Origin of the sequence: Pseudonocardia sp. C8 (assembly GCF_014267175.1) — a bacterium.
In the GTDB taxonomy this organism is placed as follows: domain Bacteria; phylum Actinomycetota; class Actinomycetes; order Mycobacteriales; family Pseudonocardiaceae; genus Pseudonocardia.
Map to the genome: position 1 here is coordinate 3,771,413 of NZ_JACMTR010000002.1, position 15,876 is coordinate 3,787,288.

The 15,876-nt window shown below is 76.3% G+C and carries 18 protein-coding genes and 1 pseudogene; 10 read left to right on the plus strand and 9 right to left on the minus strand.

Features of this window, described 5'->3' with window-relative positions; all coding sequences use genetic code 11:
• Positions 1-60: 60 nt before the first annotated feature.
• Complete coding sequence (locus tag H7X46_RS17985) at positions 61-369, minus strand: hypothetical protein (RefSeq protein ID WP_186360505.1); 309 nt, start codon at positions 367-369, stop codon at positions 61-63.
• 198 nt (positions 370-567) lie between these two features.
• Between H7X46_RS17985 and H7X46_RS17990 the strand changes: the two genes are divergently transcribed.
• Positions 568-855 (plus strand): hypothetical protein, encoded by a 288-nt coding sequence (locus H7X46_RS17990; protein WP_186360506.1) that lies wholly within the window; start codon positions 568-570, stop codon positions 853-855.
• On the opposite strand, the gene H7X46_RS17995 is transcribed toward H7X46_RS17990, so the two are convergent.
• The gene (locus H7X46_RS17995; protein ID WP_186360507.1) at positions 827-1,255 is read right to left on the minus strand and encodes a hypothetical protein; all 429 of its coding nucleotides are present in this window, start codon (positions 1,253-1,255) and stop codon (positions 827-829) included. The two genes, H7X46_RS17990 and H7X46_RS17995, sit on opposite strands and share 29 nt — an antisense overlap.
• Positions 1,256-1,585: 330 nt before the next feature.
• Between H7X46_RS17995 and H7X46_RS18000 the strand changes: the two genes are divergently transcribed.
• The 3 genes from H7X46_RS18000 to H7X46_RS18010 all read left to right on the plus strand — a co-directional run bounded on the left by H7X46_RS18000 (position 1,586) and on the right by H7X46_RS18010 (position 4,312).
• On the plus strand, positions 1,586-2,137 hold the full coding sequence (locus H7X46_RS18000) for a hypothetical protein (protein ID WP_186360508.1): 552 nt from the start codon (positions 1,586-1,588) through the stop codon (positions 2,135-2,137).
• A gap of 29 nt (positions 2,138-2,166) precedes the next feature.
• The gene (locus tag H7X46_RS18005; protein WP_186360509.1) at positions 2,167-3,246 is read left to right on the plus strand and encodes a DNA polymerase IV; all 1,080 of its coding nucleotides are present in this window, start codon (positions 2,167-2,169) and stop codon (positions 3,244-3,246) included.
• A gap of 700 nt (positions 3,247-3,946) precedes the next feature.
• The gene (locus H7X46_RS18010) at positions 3,947-4,312 is read left to right on the plus strand and encodes a hypothetical protein (RefSeq protein WP_186360510.1); all 366 of its coding nucleotides are present in this window, start codon (positions 3,947-3,949) and stop codon (positions 4,310-4,312) included.
• Between the two features lie 520 nt (positions 4,313-4,832).
• On the opposite strand, the gene H7X46_RS18015 is transcribed toward H7X46_RS18010, so the two are convergent.
• On the minus strand, positions 4,833-5,282 hold the full coding sequence (locus H7X46_RS18015) for a DoxX family protein (RefSeq protein WP_186360511.1): 450 nt from the start codon (positions 5,280-5,282) through the stop codon (positions 4,833-4,835).
• 171 nt (positions 5,283-5,453) lie between these two features.
• Between H7X46_RS18015 and H7X46_RS18020 the strand changes: the two genes are divergently transcribed.
• Both H7X46_RS18020 and H7X46_RS18025 read left to right on the plus strand, forming a co-directional pair.
• Positions 5,454-5,870 (plus strand): hypothetical protein, encoded by a 417-nt coding sequence (locus H7X46_RS18020; protein WP_186360512.1) that lies wholly within the window; start codon positions 5,454-5,456, stop codon positions 5,868-5,870.
• 50 nt (positions 5,871-5,920) lie between these two features.
• Positions 5,921-7,894 (plus strand): M13 family metallopeptidase, encoded by a 1,974-nt coding sequence (locus H7X46_RS18025; RefSeq protein WP_186360513.1) that lies wholly within the window; start codon positions 5,921-5,923, stop codon positions 7,892-7,894.
• Positions 7,895-7,930: 36 nt separating this feature from the next.
• Here H7X46_RS18025 and ribA read toward each other — a convergent pair whose 3' ends face one another.
• Complete coding sequence (gene ribA / locus H7X46_RS29820; protein WP_370589077.1) at positions 7,931-8,722, minus strand: GTP cyclohydrolase II; 792 nt, start codon at positions 8,720-8,722, stop codon at positions 7,931-7,933.
• Here ribA and H7X46_RS29825 point away from each other — a divergent pair.
• Entirely contained in the window at positions 8,624-9,334 is a 711-nt protein-coding gene (locus tag H7X46_RS29825) for a creatininase family protein (RefSeq protein ID WP_255426681.1), read from the plus strand. The two genes, ribA and H7X46_RS29825, sit on opposite strands and share 99 nt — an antisense overlap.
• A 114-nt stretch (positions 9,335-9,448) precedes the next feature.
• Here the strand turns inward: H7X46_RS29825 and H7X46_RS29830 are convergent.
• The 5 genes and pseudogenes from H7X46_RS29830 to H7X46_RS18050 form a co-directional block, all read right to left on the minus strand.
• Positions 9,449-10,306, minus strand: a pseudogene (locus H7X46_RS29830) (lysylphosphatidylglycerol synthase domain-containing protein); the annotation flags it as partial.
• The gene (locus H7X46_RS18035; RefSeq protein ID WP_186360514.1) at positions 10,303-11,145 is read right to left on the minus strand and encodes a class I SAM-dependent methyltransferase; all 843 of its coding nucleotides are present in this window, start codon (positions 11,143-11,145) and stop codon (positions 10,303-10,305) included. The gene H7X46_RS18035 and the pseudogene H7X46_RS29830, both read right to left, overlap by 4 nt.
• Positions 11,142-12,224 carry a glycosyltransferase family 4 protein gene (locus tag H7X46_RS18040; RefSeq protein ID WP_370588835.1) on the minus strand — a complete coding sequence of 361 codons (1,083 nt, stop codon included), beginning with the start codon at positions 12,222-12,224 and terminating at the stop codon, positions 11,142-11,144. Before H7X46_RS18040 ends, H7X46_RS18035 begins: the two co-directional genes overlap by 4 nt.
• Complete coding sequence (locus H7X46_RS18045; RefSeq protein ID WP_186360516.1) at positions 12,221-12,619, minus strand: 6-carboxytetrahydropterin synthase; 399 nt, start codon at positions 12,617-12,619, stop codon at positions 12,221-12,223. The genes H7X46_RS18040 and H7X46_RS18045 overlap by 4 nt, the downstream gene beginning before the upstream one ends.
• The gene (locus H7X46_RS18050) at positions 12,586-13,644 is read right to left on the minus strand and encodes a zinc-binding alcohol dehydrogenase (protein WP_255426160.1); all 1,059 of its coding nucleotides are present in this window, start codon (positions 13,642-13,644) and stop codon (positions 12,586-12,588) included. The genes H7X46_RS18045 and H7X46_RS18050 overlap by 34 nt, the downstream gene beginning before the upstream one ends.
• 183 nt (positions 13,645-13,827) lie before the next feature.
• Between H7X46_RS18050 and H7X46_RS18055 the strand changes: the two genes are divergently transcribed.
• Genes H7X46_RS18055 through H7X46_RS18065 form a run of 3 tightly spaced genes read left to right on the plus strand, consistent with a single transcriptional unit; the run spans position 13,828 to position 15,808 of the window.
• The gene (locus tag H7X46_RS18055; RefSeq protein WP_370588836.1) at positions 13,828-14,352 is read left to right on the plus strand and encodes a sigma-70 family RNA polymerase sigma factor; all 525 of its coding nucleotides are present in this window, start codon (positions 13,828-13,830) and stop codon (positions 14,350-14,352) included.
• A complete protein-coding gene (locus tag H7X46_RS18060) occupies positions 14,349-15,098 on the plus strand; it encodes a zf-HC2 domain-containing protein (RefSeq protein ID WP_186360518.1) in 750 nt (249 codons plus the stop codon). The genes H7X46_RS18055 and H7X46_RS18060 overlap by 4 nt, the downstream gene beginning before the upstream one ends.
• A 5-nt stretch (positions 15,099-15,103) precedes the next feature.
• The gene (locus H7X46_RS18065) at positions 15,104-15,808 is read left to right on the plus strand and encodes a dihydrofolate reductase family protein (protein ID WP_186360519.1); all 705 of its coding nucleotides are present in this window, start codon (positions 15,104-15,106) and stop codon (positions 15,806-15,808) included.
• Positions 15,809-15,876: the final 68 nt, after the last annotated feature.

Genomic DNA, 15,876 nt, shown 5'->3' on the forward strand with positions numbered 1-15,876 from the left:
CGTGGTTCGACGGCGGTCTCGCCGCCATCGAACCACGGCCGGTGCGGGTGTGTGGATGATCTACAGCGGCTGCGCGTCGCCGTAGCGCGGGACCGCCGGCTCGGTCAGCGACTCGCACAGCTCGGACAGCCGCTGGTCGATGCGGTCCTGCACGCGCTCCAGCGCGTCCAGCTCCAGCATCAGGTCCAGCGCGTCGGCGCCGCCCTCGCCGCCGGCGAGGATCCGTTCCAGGTCGGCGCGACGCTCCAGGGTGCGCCGCCGGCACGCGTCAGCCGTCGCCTTGTGCGCGGCGAGCCGGGCGCGGGCCGGGTCGGCCAGGCCGGTACGGCTGACGGTCGCGACTCGCTCCTCCAGCAGATGCGGGTTCACTCGGGGTCCTCCGATGCGTCGGCGTGCGGTGGGTCCGCCTCGGTTCGGGCGTGACGGGTGACCGTCACCACACCCACGCTAGAGGATCAGCATGTGCCGTGCATCACACCAGGCTTTCGTCAAGCGTGACGACGCCCCGCGCCGGGCGGGCGCGGACACTGTGCGGATCACGTTGGGCGCGCCGCGGAGGAGGCTCCCGTGACGATCAAGCTGTTCCCGGGGCAGCCCCCGATCACCGGCGACGCCCCCGGTCTCGCCTTCCACGAGAAGGCCAGCTACCGGGCCGCGGCCGGGCACGCCCGCCGCGCACTCCCGGGACCGGTGGGCGAGCTGGTGCACCGCGAGCTCACCGCCTACGCCGAGTTCGGCCACCGTTTCGGGGACGGGCTGATCCCCCGCCTGATGGCCGCGGTGCTGGCCATGCCCTCCGACGGACGGCCGGACGCGACCAGGGGGCTCAGTCGCCGCGACGCGGACGCGGGATGAGCTCGGCCGGGGTCCGCCGGCGCTCGGCGACCTGGTCGGTCGTCAGGTGGAAGTGCCCGCGCTTCGAGCGCCGGCACAGGTAGGCCCGCTGCGGGCGTCCACCGAGCGCCTCCAGCTCGCGGGCCGCGCACTCGGCGGCGGCCCGGTCCGGGTAGATGACCTTGCCGTCGCTGCCGGCGAGACCACCCGCACCGAGCCGCTCGCGTTCCTCGATCTCCCGGCGCCCCGGGCGGCACACCTCGGGTCGCCCGGACCGCATGAGCCGCGCGTACCGGGCCAGCACCCGGCCCCGCTCGGCGTCGACGACGCCACGACCCGACGGCAGGTCCTCCACCGGGCGCCGGGCCGCCGGGACGAGCCCGGGGTGCACCGCCGCCGTCCTGTTCCACTGGCCGTCCATGTCGCCTCCACGTCGCCGTCACTTGTGGATCGCTGGCCACATCCTGCCTCGTTACCGGACCCGGCGGGGTCGCACGATCGTGTCACGCGCCACCGACCGCCACCCGATCCGGTGGCGGACCGTCACCCGGACGCCCGCACCGGCGCGGTCCGTCGGCGATCCGTCGGCGGTTCGCGGTCGCCCCTCACCTCAGTGGGTACAGCCGTTCGCGCTGGCCTGCGCACCCGTTCGGCGGCACGTATCCTGGAAACCCGGCCCGCGCGTGACCTGCGTCACGCCACGTGGGCGTGCGTGGCCCGGCCGGACTCGCGAGCGGCCCCGGGGGACGAGATGGCGATCCAGCCCGAGACAGGTGTCGGGGGTCCGCGCTGGGACGAGGTGTTCGTCCCGTCGGACCTCGGGAGCGGGGTGTTCGAGGTCCGCTGGGACCTCCGCCCGCGGCTGCGCCGCTGGCTCTCCGCGCAGGACCTGCCCGCCGCGTCCGGCCGCGAGACCCACCGGCCCGCGATCGACGCCTGGGCGTTGCTCGACGGTGGCGTGATCGCGGTGTCCGCGGTGACGCTGCCCGGCGCGCCGCCCGGCGCCGTCCCGCTGCCGGGCCGCCCGGCCACCGCGGGGCTGGTGCCGGGGCCGCCCTCTCCCCTGCTGACACCGGGCATGCGGGTGATCGGCTTCCGGGCGCTGCGGCTGCTGATCGCCCGGCTGCGGCTGCCCGGCCCGGAGCAGGCGCTGCGTGGTGAGCACCTGGACGTCCCGGGAGTTGTCGAGGACCTGTTCGACGCCCGCCGCCACGACACCGCGGCCGTCGAGCAGGCCGAGCTGCTCGCCACCTGCACCGACCGCTCCACGCTGCGCTGGGTCGTCACCGCGCTGCGGCCCTGACCGCCGGCCCGGTCCGGCATCCTCGCACCGTGAGCCGCCGGATCCTGCACGCCGACCTCGACCAGTTCCTGGCCGCGGCCGAGCTGCTGCGCCACCCGGAGCTCGCCGGGCGGCCGCTGGTCGTCGGCGGGGAGCCGGAGCAGCTCGACGACCCCGAGGCACGCACGGTCGTCGCGACGGCGTCGTACGAGGCCCGCGCCCACGGCGTCCGGTCCGGCATGCCGATGCGGCTGGCCCGCCGCCGGCTCGCCGGGGCCGACGCGGTGTTCCTCCCCTCGGACAAGGCGTACTACGAGCAGGTCTCCGACGAGGTGATGCGCCTGCTGCGTGACCTCGGCGAGCCGGTCGAGGTGATCGGCTGGGACGAGGCGTTCGTCGGCACCGACGGCGAGCCGTGGGCGCTCGCCCGCCGCATCCGGGAGACGGTGGCGAGCACCGGACTGTCCTGCGCCGTCGAGATCGGGGACAACACGCTGCGGGCGAAGACCGCGACCGGCTACGCGAAGCCCGGCGGCATCCACGAGCTCACCGCCGCGAACTGGTTCGCCACCCTCGGCTCCGACCCGCCCGAGGCGCTGCCGGGGATCGGCCGCGCCACCGCGCGGGCGCTCGCCGAGCTGGGGATCACCACGGTCACCGCGCTCGCCGAGGCCCGCCCCGGCGACGTCGCGGCCCGGCTGGGGCCGAACCGCGGGCCGTACTACGTCTCGCTCGGCCGCGGGATGGGCCGCACCGAGCTGGACACCGGTCCGTGGGTGCCGCGCTCCCGCAGCCGGGAGACGACCTTCCCCGCCGACCTCACCGAGCGGTCCGCACTGCACGCCGAGCTGCACACGCTGGCCCACCGGGTCGCGGCCGACGTCGTCGCCGAGGACCGGGACTGCGTCCGGGTCGGCATCCGGGTCCGGACCCGCCACTTCCGCACGACCACCCGCAGCCGGGCGCTCGACCCGCCCGGGCGGGACGCCGGCGCGATCGCGGCCGTCGCCGCGGCGCTGCTCGACGAGCTGGACCCGGATCGCCCGGTGCGGCTGCTCGGGGTGCGGGCGGAGCTGGGACCGCCGCCCCCGGCAGGTGCCGCGGCTCGCGCCGGATCGACGCCGGCCTGACCGCCGGGGAGCCACGGCTCGCGGCGACCCGGGCGACTCGCACGGTCCCGCCCCGCACCAGGCGAACACGTGCAGATCAACACCTAATGCCCCGGGCGACTCGCACGGTCCCGACCCTCTCCCGGCGAGAACGTGCTGATCGACTCCGTGTCGACCGACGAGTCGCACGTTCCCGCCCCGCCCGGGACGAGAACGTGCAGATCGACTCCCTACGCCACGGCGACACGCACGGTCCCGCCCTCCGCCCGGCAAGAACGTGCAACTCGACTCCTTGCCACCGCGTGAGTCGCACACTCCCGCCCACCGCCAGGCGAAAACGCGCAGATCGACTCCATGAGCCCGGGTGACTCGCACACTCCCGCCCTCCGCACGAGAAGACCGTGCTGATCGACTCCCCACGCCAGGGCGACTCGCACGGTCCCGCCCTCCGCGGCGAGTACGTGCAAATCGAGTCCATGAGCCCGGGTGAGTCGCACGCTCCGGCCCCACGCGGGGCGAGAACGTGCAGATCGATTCCTTGCCACCGGGCGACTCGCACGTTCCCGCCCTCCCACCGACGAGAACGTGCTGATCAGCTCTCCACCCCTAGGGTGAGCTGCACGTTCTCGCCCGCCCGGGCGCGAACGCGCCGACCAGCCGCCGCGACCCTCTGCAGACGTCCTCGAGGACCGAGAACCGCGGCTCTGCGACGCTGTCCCCCGTGACGACGTGGACCAGCGACGAGTGCGCCGCGCACTGGGGCGTGCAGGTGGGCACCTGGAACTCCTACGTCAGCCGCGGGCAGGCGCCCGCGCCCCTGCCGGACCCCGGCCCGGACGGCCGCAAGGTGTGGGACGCCGGCGAGGTCCGGTCGTGGCCGCGGCCCGGCGCCGGGCGGAAGCGCACCTCCGGCGACGCCGAGGCGCTGCTCACCCGGATGCACGAGACCGGGGCCGAGCTCGCGGCGCTGCGGGACCGGCAGCGGGAGCTGCTGCGCGCGGGTCGCGCGGCGGGCTGCGAGATCAGCGCGATGGCCGCGGCGCTGGGGATCTCCCGGCAGACCGCGTACGCCTGGTTGAAGGACTGACTGCTCGGCAGCCCGGCCCAGCGGCCCAGGGCCACCCGGCCGTACACCGTCGAGGTTGATCGTCAACCGTGACGATTCCGGAACGGAGTTGCGATACCCGGACGTAATCTCGGAGATCGGTCGGCAGGACGCCGACGGTGCCGGGGGGGCGGGCGACACATGGCTGCATTCGTGATGGCTGCTGCCGCACAGGGCGGCGGCAACGGCGGACAGACCCTGCTGATCATCGTGGGGCTCCTGCTCCTGGGCTACATCGCCTCGCTGTACCTGCACCCGTACTCGAGGTGCGGCCGGTGCAAGGGAAGCCCGCGGCAGTACGGGGCGGTCTACACGAAGTCGTGGCGACACTGCGGCCGATGCGGAGGATCGGGCCGCGAGACGCGACTCGGAGCCCGCATTCTCGGAATCGGCGACTGACGGGAAGAGGTGGCACGCTCGCCGGAGCGATCCACCCGGCACACCTGCCGACACGGAACCCGTCGCGCCGGCTGGGGCCGGCTCCCTCGGTGATCGAACCGCGTCAGCCGCGGTGGGGCGCGACCGGCTCGCGCGCAGCCGCACCGCGGCCCGCCAGCAGGTGGTCGACGGAGAACCGGCCCGGCCCGGCGGCGGCGAGCGCGAGCGCACCGGCCGCGATCACCCCGACCAGCTCCCACCCGCCGTCGGCGACGAACACGGTCGTGCCGAAGTGCGCGAACAGGAACGCCCCTGCCATCGCGACGACCGTCGCGAGCCCGGCCGCGGTCGTCGCGGCACCGGCGACGAGCAGGACGCCACCGACGTTCTCGACGACCATGACGAACAGGGCCGAGACGGTCGGCAGCGGGACGCCCATGCCCGCGAAGCCGTCGGCGACCCCGCCGACACCGCGACCGAGCTTCTGCAGGCCGTGCGCGACGAGCACGGCGCCGATCAGGAGCCGGGCGGCCAGCAGGGCGGCGTCGGCGACGGGAGCGGGGAGCGCACGCATCGGAAACCCCCCTCAGTAGTTGAATGCTCAATCTGGCGGCGCCGACGATACCGGGCGCCCCGCCCCGTGCCACGACCGGCCGCGATCATCGGGCACCCTGTACGCGTGCCCCGCCTGCGACCCGCCGCCGAGCCATCGCCCGCCCCGCTGTCGCGGTACTGGAGGAGCTACGTGGCCGACTGCACAGAGCAGGTCAACCGGTACCACCGGATCACCGCGGTGATCACCGCCGTGCAGATCCGGTCCTGGCTGGCCGAGATAGGGAAGCGGCTCGACACCGAGCTGGAGGCCGTGCACCGGCTCGCCGCGGTCGGCGACTCGATCGAGCCGGCCCGGTACCGGATCACCGAGCCGCCTGCGAAGCGGATCGCCAACCGGCTCGACAAGGCGAAGGCGTCCCTCAAGCGCTCGGTCGACCAGGCCGCCGAGATCGCCGAGCAGGCGGTGCTGGACCCGACGCACGACGACGTCCGCGTCCACCTCCAGGTGCTCGGCGAGCAGGTCGGCCGGCTGGCGATCGCCGCGCCGCTGGAGGACGACCCGGAACCGGAACCCCGCCGGCGCCCGTGGCGGCGCACGGCCCGGTAGCCCGCGAGGGCTCCTCGAAACCGTCGGACCCGGCAGGCAGGATGGGCGCCATGACGACCACCGAGCCGAAGCACTCCGGCCTCGACCTGGCCTGGGTCGACCCGGACATCCGCCCGCAGGACGACCTGTTCGCCCACGTCAACGGCCGGTGGCTGGCGACCCACGAGATCCCCGAGGACCGCTCGCAGGACGGGGCGTTCCGGGTGCTGCGCGACCGCGCAGAGGAGCAGGTGCGCGAGATCGTCCAGGAGTGTGCGGCGGGTGCACCCGGTTCCGGCCCGGACGCCCGCAAGGTCGGCGACCTCTACACGTCCTTCATGGACACCGAGCGGGTCGAGCAGCTCGGCGTCGATCCGCTGCGCCCGCTGCTGGACGAGATCCACGCCGCGACCGGCAAGGCGGAACTCGCGGCCGTGCTGGGCCGGCGCCAGCGTGACGGGCGGGCCGCCCTGTTCGGCGAGTTCATCGCCACCGACGCCAAGGACTCGTCCCGCTACCTGGTCAACCTCAACCAGGCCGGGCTGGGCCTTCCCGACGAGGCGTACTACCGGGAGGAGAGCTCCGCGGAGATCCGCGCGGCCTACGTCGAGCACCTGCGGCGGCTCGCCGGGCTGGTGGGCCTGGCCGAGCCGGAGCGGGTCGCCGAGCAGGTGATGGACCTGGAGACGGCGCTCGCCGCGGCATCCTGGGACCGGGTCACCAACCGTGACGCCGAGAAGACCTACACGCTCATGACCCGCGAGGAGCTCCGCGCGGGCGCGCCCGGGTTCGACTGGGCGGAGTGGGAGACCGCGCTCGGGGTGCCGGCCCACGCCTACGACGAGGTGATCGTCCGGCAGCCGAGCTTCGTCACCGCCGCCGCGGCGCTGTGGGCGGACCGCCCGCTCGAGCAGTGGCAGGCCTGGCTGGCGCTGCAGGTCGCGTCGTCCTGCGCCGAGTACCTGTCCTCGGACCTGGTCGAGGAGGACTTCGACTTCCACGGCCGCACCCTGTCCGGCACCCCGGAGCTGCGCGAGCGGTGGAAGCGCGGCGTGTCGCTGGTCGAGGGTGCGCTCGGCGAGGCCGTCGGCAAGCTGTACGTCGAGCGGCACTTCCCCCCGCGGGCGAAGGACCGGATGGAGGAGCTGGTCGCCAACCTCGTCGAGGCGTACCGGCAGTCGATCTCCACGCTGGACTGGATGAGCCCGGCCACCCGCGAGCGGGCCCTCGACAAGCTCGGCAAGTTCACGCCGAAGATCGGGTACCCGGCGAAGTGGAAGGACTACTCGACCCTCGAGATCGACCCGGCCGACCTGCTCGGCAACGCGGGCCGGGCAGCCGAGTGGCGGCACGACTTCGAGTACGCGAAGCTCGGCGGCCCGGTCGACCGCGACGAGTGGCTGATGACCCCGCAGACGGTCAACGCCTACTACCACCCGCGGCTCAACGAGATCGTCTTTCCGGCCGCGATCCTGCAGCCGCCGTTCTTCGACGCCGACGCCGACGACGCCGCGAACTACGGCGGCATCGGCGCGGTGATCGGCCACGAGATCGGGCACGGCTTCGACGACCAGGGCTCCCGCTACGACGGCGACGGCAACCTCACCGACTGGTGGGAGGAGGCCGACCGCAAGGAGTTCGACTCGCGCGCGCAGATGCTGATCGACCAGTACAGCGCGCTGTCCCCGATGGGGCTGCCCGACCACAAGGTCAACGGCGCGCTCACGGTCGGCGAGAACATCGGCGATCTCGGCGGGCTCACCATCGCGCTGAAGGCCTACCGGATCGCGAACGAGGGCGCCGAACCGCCGGTGCTGGACGGCCTGACCGGCGAGCAGCGGGTCCTGTTCGGCTGGGCGCAGGTGTGGCGGGCCGTCACCCGGGACGCGGAGGCGATCCGCCGGCTCGCGACCGACCCGCACTCGCCGCCGGACCTGCGTTGCAACGCGGTCGTGACGAACCTCGACACCTTCCACGAGGCGTTCGGGGTCACCGAGACCGACGCGCTGTTCACCGAGCCGGGCCGGCGGGTCCGGATCTGGTGAGCCGCCCGGCGCCGGTTTCGCTCGTCCGGTCGGCCGCTACCGGACGCGGTTGCCCGGGGCCGCCCCGTCCACGTGCGGCAGGTGGTGGCCGAGCCGGTCCCGCTTCGCGGACAGGTACCGCGCGTTGTGCTCGGTCACCGGTGCCAGCAGCGGCACGCGCTCGGCCACCCGGATCCCGTGCCGGGTGAGCGCCGCGGCCTTGTCCGGGTTGTTGGTCAGCAGCCGGACCGCGCCGACCCCCAGGTACCGCAGCACGGCGGCCGCCGCGCCGAAGTCGCGCACGTCGACCGGCAGCCCGAGCGCCAGCGCGGAGTCCACGGTGTCGAGGCCGTCGCCGTCCTGCAGCACGTGGGTCCGGATCTTCGCCAGCAGCCCGATGCCACGGCCCTCGTGCCCGCGCAGGTACACGATCACCCCGCAGCCCTCGGCGACGACGGCGTCCAGTGCGGCGGCCAGCTGGTCACCGCACTCGCAGCGCAGCGCCGCGAAGACGTCGCCGGTCAGGCACTCGGAGTGCACCCGGACCAGCGCGGCGGCGGCCGCCGCCGGCTCGCCGTGTACCAGGGCGAGGTGTTCGGGCCCGTCGTCGTCCTCGCGGAACGCGACCGCACGGAACCGTCCGTGCCGCGTCGTCAGCTGCGACTCGGCGACCTCCAGCAGACCGCCCCGATCCGGTTCGTCCACCGTTCCTCCTCCGTCACCGGGCGGGCGAGTGGCAACCTCGCCGGCATGGATCCCCTCCCGACCGACACCACACTGGACGTCCGCGGCCGTCCCGTCACGGCCGCCGTGCTCCCGGTGGGGAGCTTCGAGCAGCACGGCCCGCACCTGCCGCTGACCACCGACACCCTGGTCGCGTGCGCCGTCGCCGGTGGTGTCGCACGGGCGTACCCGGTCCGGCTGCTGCCCCCGGTGACGATCTCGTGCTCGCACGAGCACGCCGCCTGGCCCGGCACCGTGAGCATCTCGGCGGCCACGCTGACCGCCGTCGTCACCGACGTCGCCGCCTCGCTGCGCGCCGCGGGCGTGCCCGCGCTGGTGCTGGTCAACGGCCACGGCGGCAACCACGTCCTGCGCAACGTCGTGCAGGAGGCCTCGGTCGGCCCGCTGCCGATGGCGCTGTTCCCCGGCGGCGAGGACTGGGTGGCGGCGCGGGCGGCCGCCGGGATCGTCACCTCGCACGCCGCCGACATGCACGCCGGCGAGCTGGAGACCTCGATCCTGCTGCACACCCACCCCGACCAGGTGCGGCCGGGGTTCGCCGGGGCCGACCACGACGCCGACGAGCGACCGCACCTGCTCAGCCGCGGGCTGCAGGCGTACACGGACTCCGGGGTGGTCGGCAGGCCCTCGCTGGCCACGGCCGGCAAGGGACGCGCGGTACTCGACGCCCTGGTCGCGGCGTTCGCGGGTCACCTGCGAGCGCTCGCTCCCGGCTGAGCCCCCGGCCGTGCTGCGGGCGCGCCGCAGCAGCACCAACCCGCCCGGCGCGCACGCGACCAGGCCGAGCACGCCGTAGATCACGGCGGTGGCCAGGCCCTCGGCGGCCGGGAGCCCGACCGCGGCGAAGCCGGAGGCCGCCGCCGCCTCCCGCGGGCCCCAGCCACCGACGTTGAGCGGCAACGTCATCGCCACCATCGCCAGCACCAGCAGCGGGAGCAGCTCGACGAGCCCGGTGACCGATCCGGCCGCCCGGGCCGCCAGCACGAACATCGCCAGGTAGCAGCCCAGCCCGGCCGCGGACGCCACCAACACCGCGGCCGCGGGCCCGGCCCGGAGCAGGGCACGGACCTCGGCGGCGACGCCGGCCAGCCGCCGCCGGAGGGACCATCCGGCCGCGGCCACCGCCACCACCAGCGCGAGCAGCAGCGGGCCGGCCCCGCCGGGCACCAGCGCGCCGGCCGCACGCAGCAGGGCCGGCTGCCCGGCGAGCACGGCCACCGCGACGGCCGCGAGCACCAGCTGACCGGCGAGCCGCTCCAGCACCACCGCGCGGACCCCGCCGCCGACCTGCCCGACCCGCCGGCCGTGCCCGAGCGCCCGGTGCACGTCACCGAGGACGCCGACCGGCAGCACCGAGTTGAGGAAGGCCGCCCGGTAGCACTCGCCGACCGCCTCGCCCCAGCGCAACGGCAGCCCCAGCGCCCGGGCCACCGCGCACCACCGCCACGCGGTACACGCCGTGCCCAGCGCGCCCAGCACGAGCGCGGCCAGCACGGTCGTGATCTCCACGGCCGCCAGCCGCTCCAGCACCGCACCGGCGCCGACCTGCGCGGCCAGCAGCACGAGCAGCGCGATCCCGGCGGCCGGGCGCAGCACCCGCCAGGCGCGCCGCCACCCGCGCGACCGCGGTGCCGCGGTCACGCCCGCTCCCCCGCCGGGCCACCCGCGCGACCGCGGTACCGCGGTCATGTCCGCTCCCCCGCCGGTCCGGCGGCGCCGGGCAGCGCCAGCAGGTCCGCGTGCCCGACCGAGACGGTGAGCCGGCCCTCCGCCAGCTGACGGTGCCGCCGCTCCCGGTACCCGGCGGCCGGCCCGCGCAGCTCCGGCCGCTGCGCGCACGCCGCGTCCAGCCAGCCCGCCAGCCACTCGCGCAGCAGCGCGGCCCGGTCCGGACCCAGCCGCCACGGCGTCGGCGCCGACCGGACCCGCGCGCCGTGCCGGGCGAACGCGGCGTTCGCGACCGGCACCGCGTCCGGGCCGAGCAGGCGCCGCCCGCCGGTCCGCCGCCGCTGGTGGTCGTCGAACGCGGCCGCCAGGTCGCGGTCCAGCGGATCGGGCGGGTCGAGGCGCACCTGCCCGGTCACGGTCAGGGTCAGCAGTGCCGGGCAGCCGGCCCCGGCGCAGGCCCGGGCGAGCTGCTCGACCTCCGCCGCCGTCAGCAGGTCGAGCAGAGCCGACGCGGTGACCAGCGACGTCCCGGCCAGTGCGGCGGCGTCCAGCCGGGCCACGTCCCCGCAGCGGGTCTCACCGGTGACCCCGACCGGCAGCCCGGCGACGGCGTGCCCGAGCAGGCCGGGGTCGCGGTCGTGCAGGATCCAGTGCTGGGTCGCGGGAAGCCGCGGCGCCAGCCAGCGGGCCATCGCCCCGGTCCCGCAGCCGAGGTCCCGCACGGTCAGCGGCGCGCGGAGGTCGCGCAGCTCGCCGGCGAGTGCGGTGGACCGGGCGTCGGCGTCCGCCGGTTCCCGTAACGCCAGCCAGGCCGGTGGGCACGCCGGCGAGCCGGCCGGACCCTGCAGGGGCGCCGTCACGCCAGCACCCGGTCCATCCGGCGCGCCGTCTCCGCCCAACCGGTGAGCGCGGTCCGGCGCTCGTGGGCGGCCGTGCGCGCGGCCGCCCGGACCGCCGGGTCGGTCAGCCAGGTCCGCAGCCCGTCCGCGAGGGCGGCCGGGTCCCCGGGCTCGACGAGCAGGCCGGGCAGGTCGCCGTCGCCCCCGAGCGTCTCCGGCACCCCGCCGACCGCGGTCGCCAGCACCGGCACGGCCCGGGCCAGCGCCTCGGTGACGACCATGCCGTACGACTCGGCCCGTGACGGCAGCACCAGCAGGTCCGCGCCGGCGTAGGCGTCCCGGAGGGCGCGCCCGGTGCACGGCCCGTCCACGCTGATCCGCCCGGCCAGGCCGTGCCGGTCGACGGCGGCGCGGACCGCGGCGGCGTGCGCCGGGTCGCGGTCGTCCGGGCCGACGAACCGGGCCGTCCAGTCCAGGTCGGTGCACCGGGCGAGCGCGGCCACGAGGAGGTCGTGGCCCTTGGTCGGGGTGAGCGCGCCGACGGACAGCAGCCGGGTCCCGGCCGGGCCGGCGGCGGTGACCGGGGCCGGGTCCGCCCCGGGCGGCACGACGTGCAGCCGGCCGGGTGGCAGGCCGTGCTCGGCGACGAGCCGCCGCGCCGTCCACGGCCCGGTGGCGACCACGGCCGCGGCGAGGTGCAGCGCGGCGCGCTCGCGGTCGCGGCGCCCGGCCGCGACGCCGGCGGGCAGGCCGCGCTCGTCGCCGAGCGGGAGGTGGACGAGCACGACCGTCCGGACCCGCCCGGCGTGCCGGGCGAGCACGTCCGGCAGGCCGCAGATCACCAGGCCGTCGAGCAGCACGTCGGCACCGTCGGGGACGCCGGCGAGCAGCCGGTCCAACCGCTCGCGCGCGGCCGGGTCCGGGTCCGGCCAGTCGCCCGCGGCCACCAGCTCGTGCACGGGACGGCCGAGGGCTGCCAGCCCGGCGCAGAGCCGCCGGTCGTAGACGTTGCCGCCGCTGGGCGAGCGGGGGTCGTCGATCCCGGCCGGGACGACCACGTGCACGGCGGTCCTGCCGGGTTCCGCGCAGGGCGCGGTCACAGCGACCGCTCGTAGTTCGCCCATGCGACGTGCGACTCGTGCAGGGTCACGACCAGCCCGGTCAGGCCGGCGGCGCCCGCGCCGAGGGCCCCGGCCCCGATCCGGTCGGCGAGCCGGTCGGCGATCAGGCGGGCCAGGAACTCGGTGGTGGTGTTGACGCCGGCGAGCTCGGGGTGCTCGTCGAGGTCGCGGTACCGCAGGTCGGCCAGCACCTCGCCCAGCTGCGCGGTGGCCAGCCCGATGTCGACGACGATCCCGTCCGCGTCGAGGTCGGGGCGCCGGAACGTGGCGTCGACCAGGAACGTGGCCCCGTGGCGCTGCTGTGCCGGACCGAACACCTCCCCGCGCAGGCTGTGCGCGATCATGACGTGGTCCCGGACGGTGATGCTGAACAACGCGGCTCCCGGTGCGGTGACGGCTCTCGGTGTCGGACGTCCCGGTGGCGGGCGTCCTCGTGGAGTACACGGACGCAGAGCGCCGGCGGTTCACCGGCCGCCATCCGCGCCAGCACCGCCGGCAGCTCCTCGAGCCGGCACTCGTCGCCGACCAGGGCGTCGAACCGCGGGTCGGCGAGCAGTCGCAACGCCAGCTTCATCCGGTCGGCGTAGCCGCGGCGGGCGCGGCGCGGCGAGACCGTCCCGACCTGGCTGGCCCGCACCGCGAGCCGGCGGCTGTGGAACGACCCGCCGAGCGCGAGGTCGACCCGGCGGGTCCCGTACCAGCTGAGGTCGATCACCTCGCCCTCCGGCCCCAGCAGGTCCAGCGCGGTCTGCAGGCCGGCGCCGGTGGCGCTGGCGTGCAGCACGACGTCCCGGTCGCCGGCCGCGTCGTCGGGTGCGGCGAACCCGACGCCGAGCGCGGCCGCCACCGCCGCCCGCCCGGGGTCCGGGTCGACGAGCTCGACCCGGGCGCCGGGCAGCCCGGCGAGGACGGCGGCCACGCACGAGCCGACCATCCCGGCCCCGACGACGGAGATCCGGTCCCCGATCAGCGGCGCGGCGTCCCACACGGCGTTCACCGCGGTCTCCACCGTCCCGGCGAGCACGGCGCGGCCCGCCGGGACGTCGTCCGGGACGGGGGTCACCGCGGCGGCGGGCACGACGAACCGGCTCTGGTGGGGGTACAGGCAGAACACGGTGCGGCCGACCAGCTCCGCCGGGCCGTGCTCGACGTCGCCGACGGCCAGGTAGCCGTACTTCACCGGGGCCGGGAACTCGCCCTCCTGGAACGGGGCACGCATGGTGGCGTGCTCGCTCGCCGGCACCTCGCCGCGGAACACGAGCGTCTCGGTGCCGCGGCTCACCCCCGTGCAGCGGGTGCGGACGAGCACGTCGTCCGGGCCGGGGTCGGGCACCGCGACCGTCCGGATCTCGCCGTGGCCGGGGGCGGCCAGCCAGAAGGCGCGTGCCGTACCGGCCATGCCGACCTCCCGGGTGAACCGGACCGGGGCGGCGTCCGTGTTCCGGGCATGGCCCCGTCCTCGGCGAGCACCCTATCCACCCGGCCGCACCGGTGGGACGTGCCGCGCGGTGCCCCGCCGGAGTCGCGGATGGCGCTGCGGGGTGCGGCCACGGGACGGCCGGGGCGCGTAGCGTCATCCGGCGTGACCCGCACGGTGCCGGCCGATCACCTCGAGCAGGTGTACGCCGAGCACGGCCGGGCGATGCACCTCTACGCGGCCCGGCTGCTCGGGGACGCCGTGGCCGCCGAGGACGTCGTGCAGGAGGCGCTGATCCGGCTGTGGCGCCGGCCGGAGGTGCTGGAGAACGACCGCGGCTCGGTGCGCGGCTGGCTGCTGACCGTGGTGCGCAACCTGGTCGTGGACCGGGCCCGGGGCCGCCGGGCCCGCCCCGCCGAGGTGCCCGCCGACGGGGGCCGGGAACCGGCGGGGCCCGACCACGCCGACGCGGTGTCGGCCTCGATCACCGTGCACCGGGCGCTGGGCGCGCTCTCGCCCGAGCACCGGGCCGTGCTGGAGCAGATCTTCCTGCACGGCCAGGACCTGGCCGGCGCGGCCCTGGCGCTGAACATCCCGAAGGGGACGGTCAAGTCGCGCTCGTTCTACGCCCTGCGTGCTCTGCGGGAGCTGCTCGCGCACGACCGGACGACCGAGGGCGGTGGCCGATGACCGGGCACGATCCGCAGCTGCTGGCCGCGCACGCGCTCGGCCTGCTCACCCCGGCCGAGGCCGAGACCGTCGATCGGCACCTGCGTACCTGCGCCGCGTGCCGGGCCGAGTGGGCGCGGTCGCGGGAGACCGCGGACCTGGTCGCCGGCGTCCCCCCGGAGACGCTGGTCGACGGCCCGCCACCCCGTGATCTCCCGCTGCGGCGGGCGTTGCGCGAGATCGGCGGGTCGCCGGCCGGCGACCACCGGTTGCCCGAGGCCGGCGGTCACCCGCGGCGGCGGGCCCGGCGCCGGTCCGGTGGTGGAACGCCGAACCGGCGGGTGGGACGGTGGGCGGCGGCCGCGGCCGCGGTGCTGGCCCTGGTCGGCGGCGGCGTGGTCGCCGGGCGGCTCACCGCGCCCGGCCCGGCCGGGGCGGTGCTCGCCGCGGCACCGGGTGCCCGCACCGTCACCGGGGAGCAGGGGGCTGTCCGGATGACGGCGAGCCTCGCCCCCGCCGACGGCTGGGTCCGGGTGGAGGCTGCTCTCCGCGGGGTCCCGCCTGGGCGGGACTGCACGCTGGTCGTCGTCGGTGCCGACGGGACCGCGCGCCCCGCCGCGCACTGGCGGACGGCCCCGCCCCGGGATCCGCCCGCGCCGCCGGTCGCCGGGTCCGCCCTGATCGAACCCGCACTGGTCCGTGCCGTGGCGGTGCGCGACGACGCCACCGGGGCGACACTGGTCGAGACACCGGTCGCGCTCGGGTGAGGTGCATGCCGACGGAGGGACGGAACGGCCGGCCGTTCGTGCTGGCGTCGGTGGCGATGTCGCTGGACGGCTACATCGACGACGCCGGCCCCCGCACGCTGACGCTGTCCGACGCCGACGACCTGGACCGGGTGGACGGCGTGCGCGCGGAGGTCGACGCGATCCTCGTCGGCGCCGGCACGGTCCGCGCGGACGACCCGCGCCTGCGGGTCCGCTCCCCCCGCCGGCGCGACGAGCGGGTCGCCGCCGGGCGTCCGCCGACACCGCTGCGGGTGATCCTCTCGGCCCGCGGGGACCTGGACCCGGCGGCGGCGGTGTTCACCCCCGGCGCGGGCCCCGTCGTGGTCTACACGGCGGGCTCGGCGGCGGCCCGGTTGCAGCAGCAGCTCGGGGACGCCGCCGAGGTCGTGGACCCCTGCCCGGTCACCGGTGGCCGGCCCGGTCCGGCGGACGTGCTCGCCGACCTCGCCCGGCGCGGCGTCACCCGGGTGCTCGTCGAGGGCGGCGGCACCGTGCACACGGCGTTCCTCACCGCCGGGCTGGTGGACGAGCTGCACGTGGTTGTCGCGCCGTTCTTCGTCGGGGACTCGCGGGCACCCCGCTTCGTCCGCGACGGCGGGTTCCCGCAGCGCCCGGACCACCGCATGGTGCTGGTCGAGGCGCGCCCGATGGGTGATCTGGTGCTGCTGCGGTACCGGATGCGTGGCTGAGCCTCGGCACCACATCGCAGTCTTCCGTCCGGCCGGCCCGGTGTGCACCGGCCATGAGACGTCCCCAC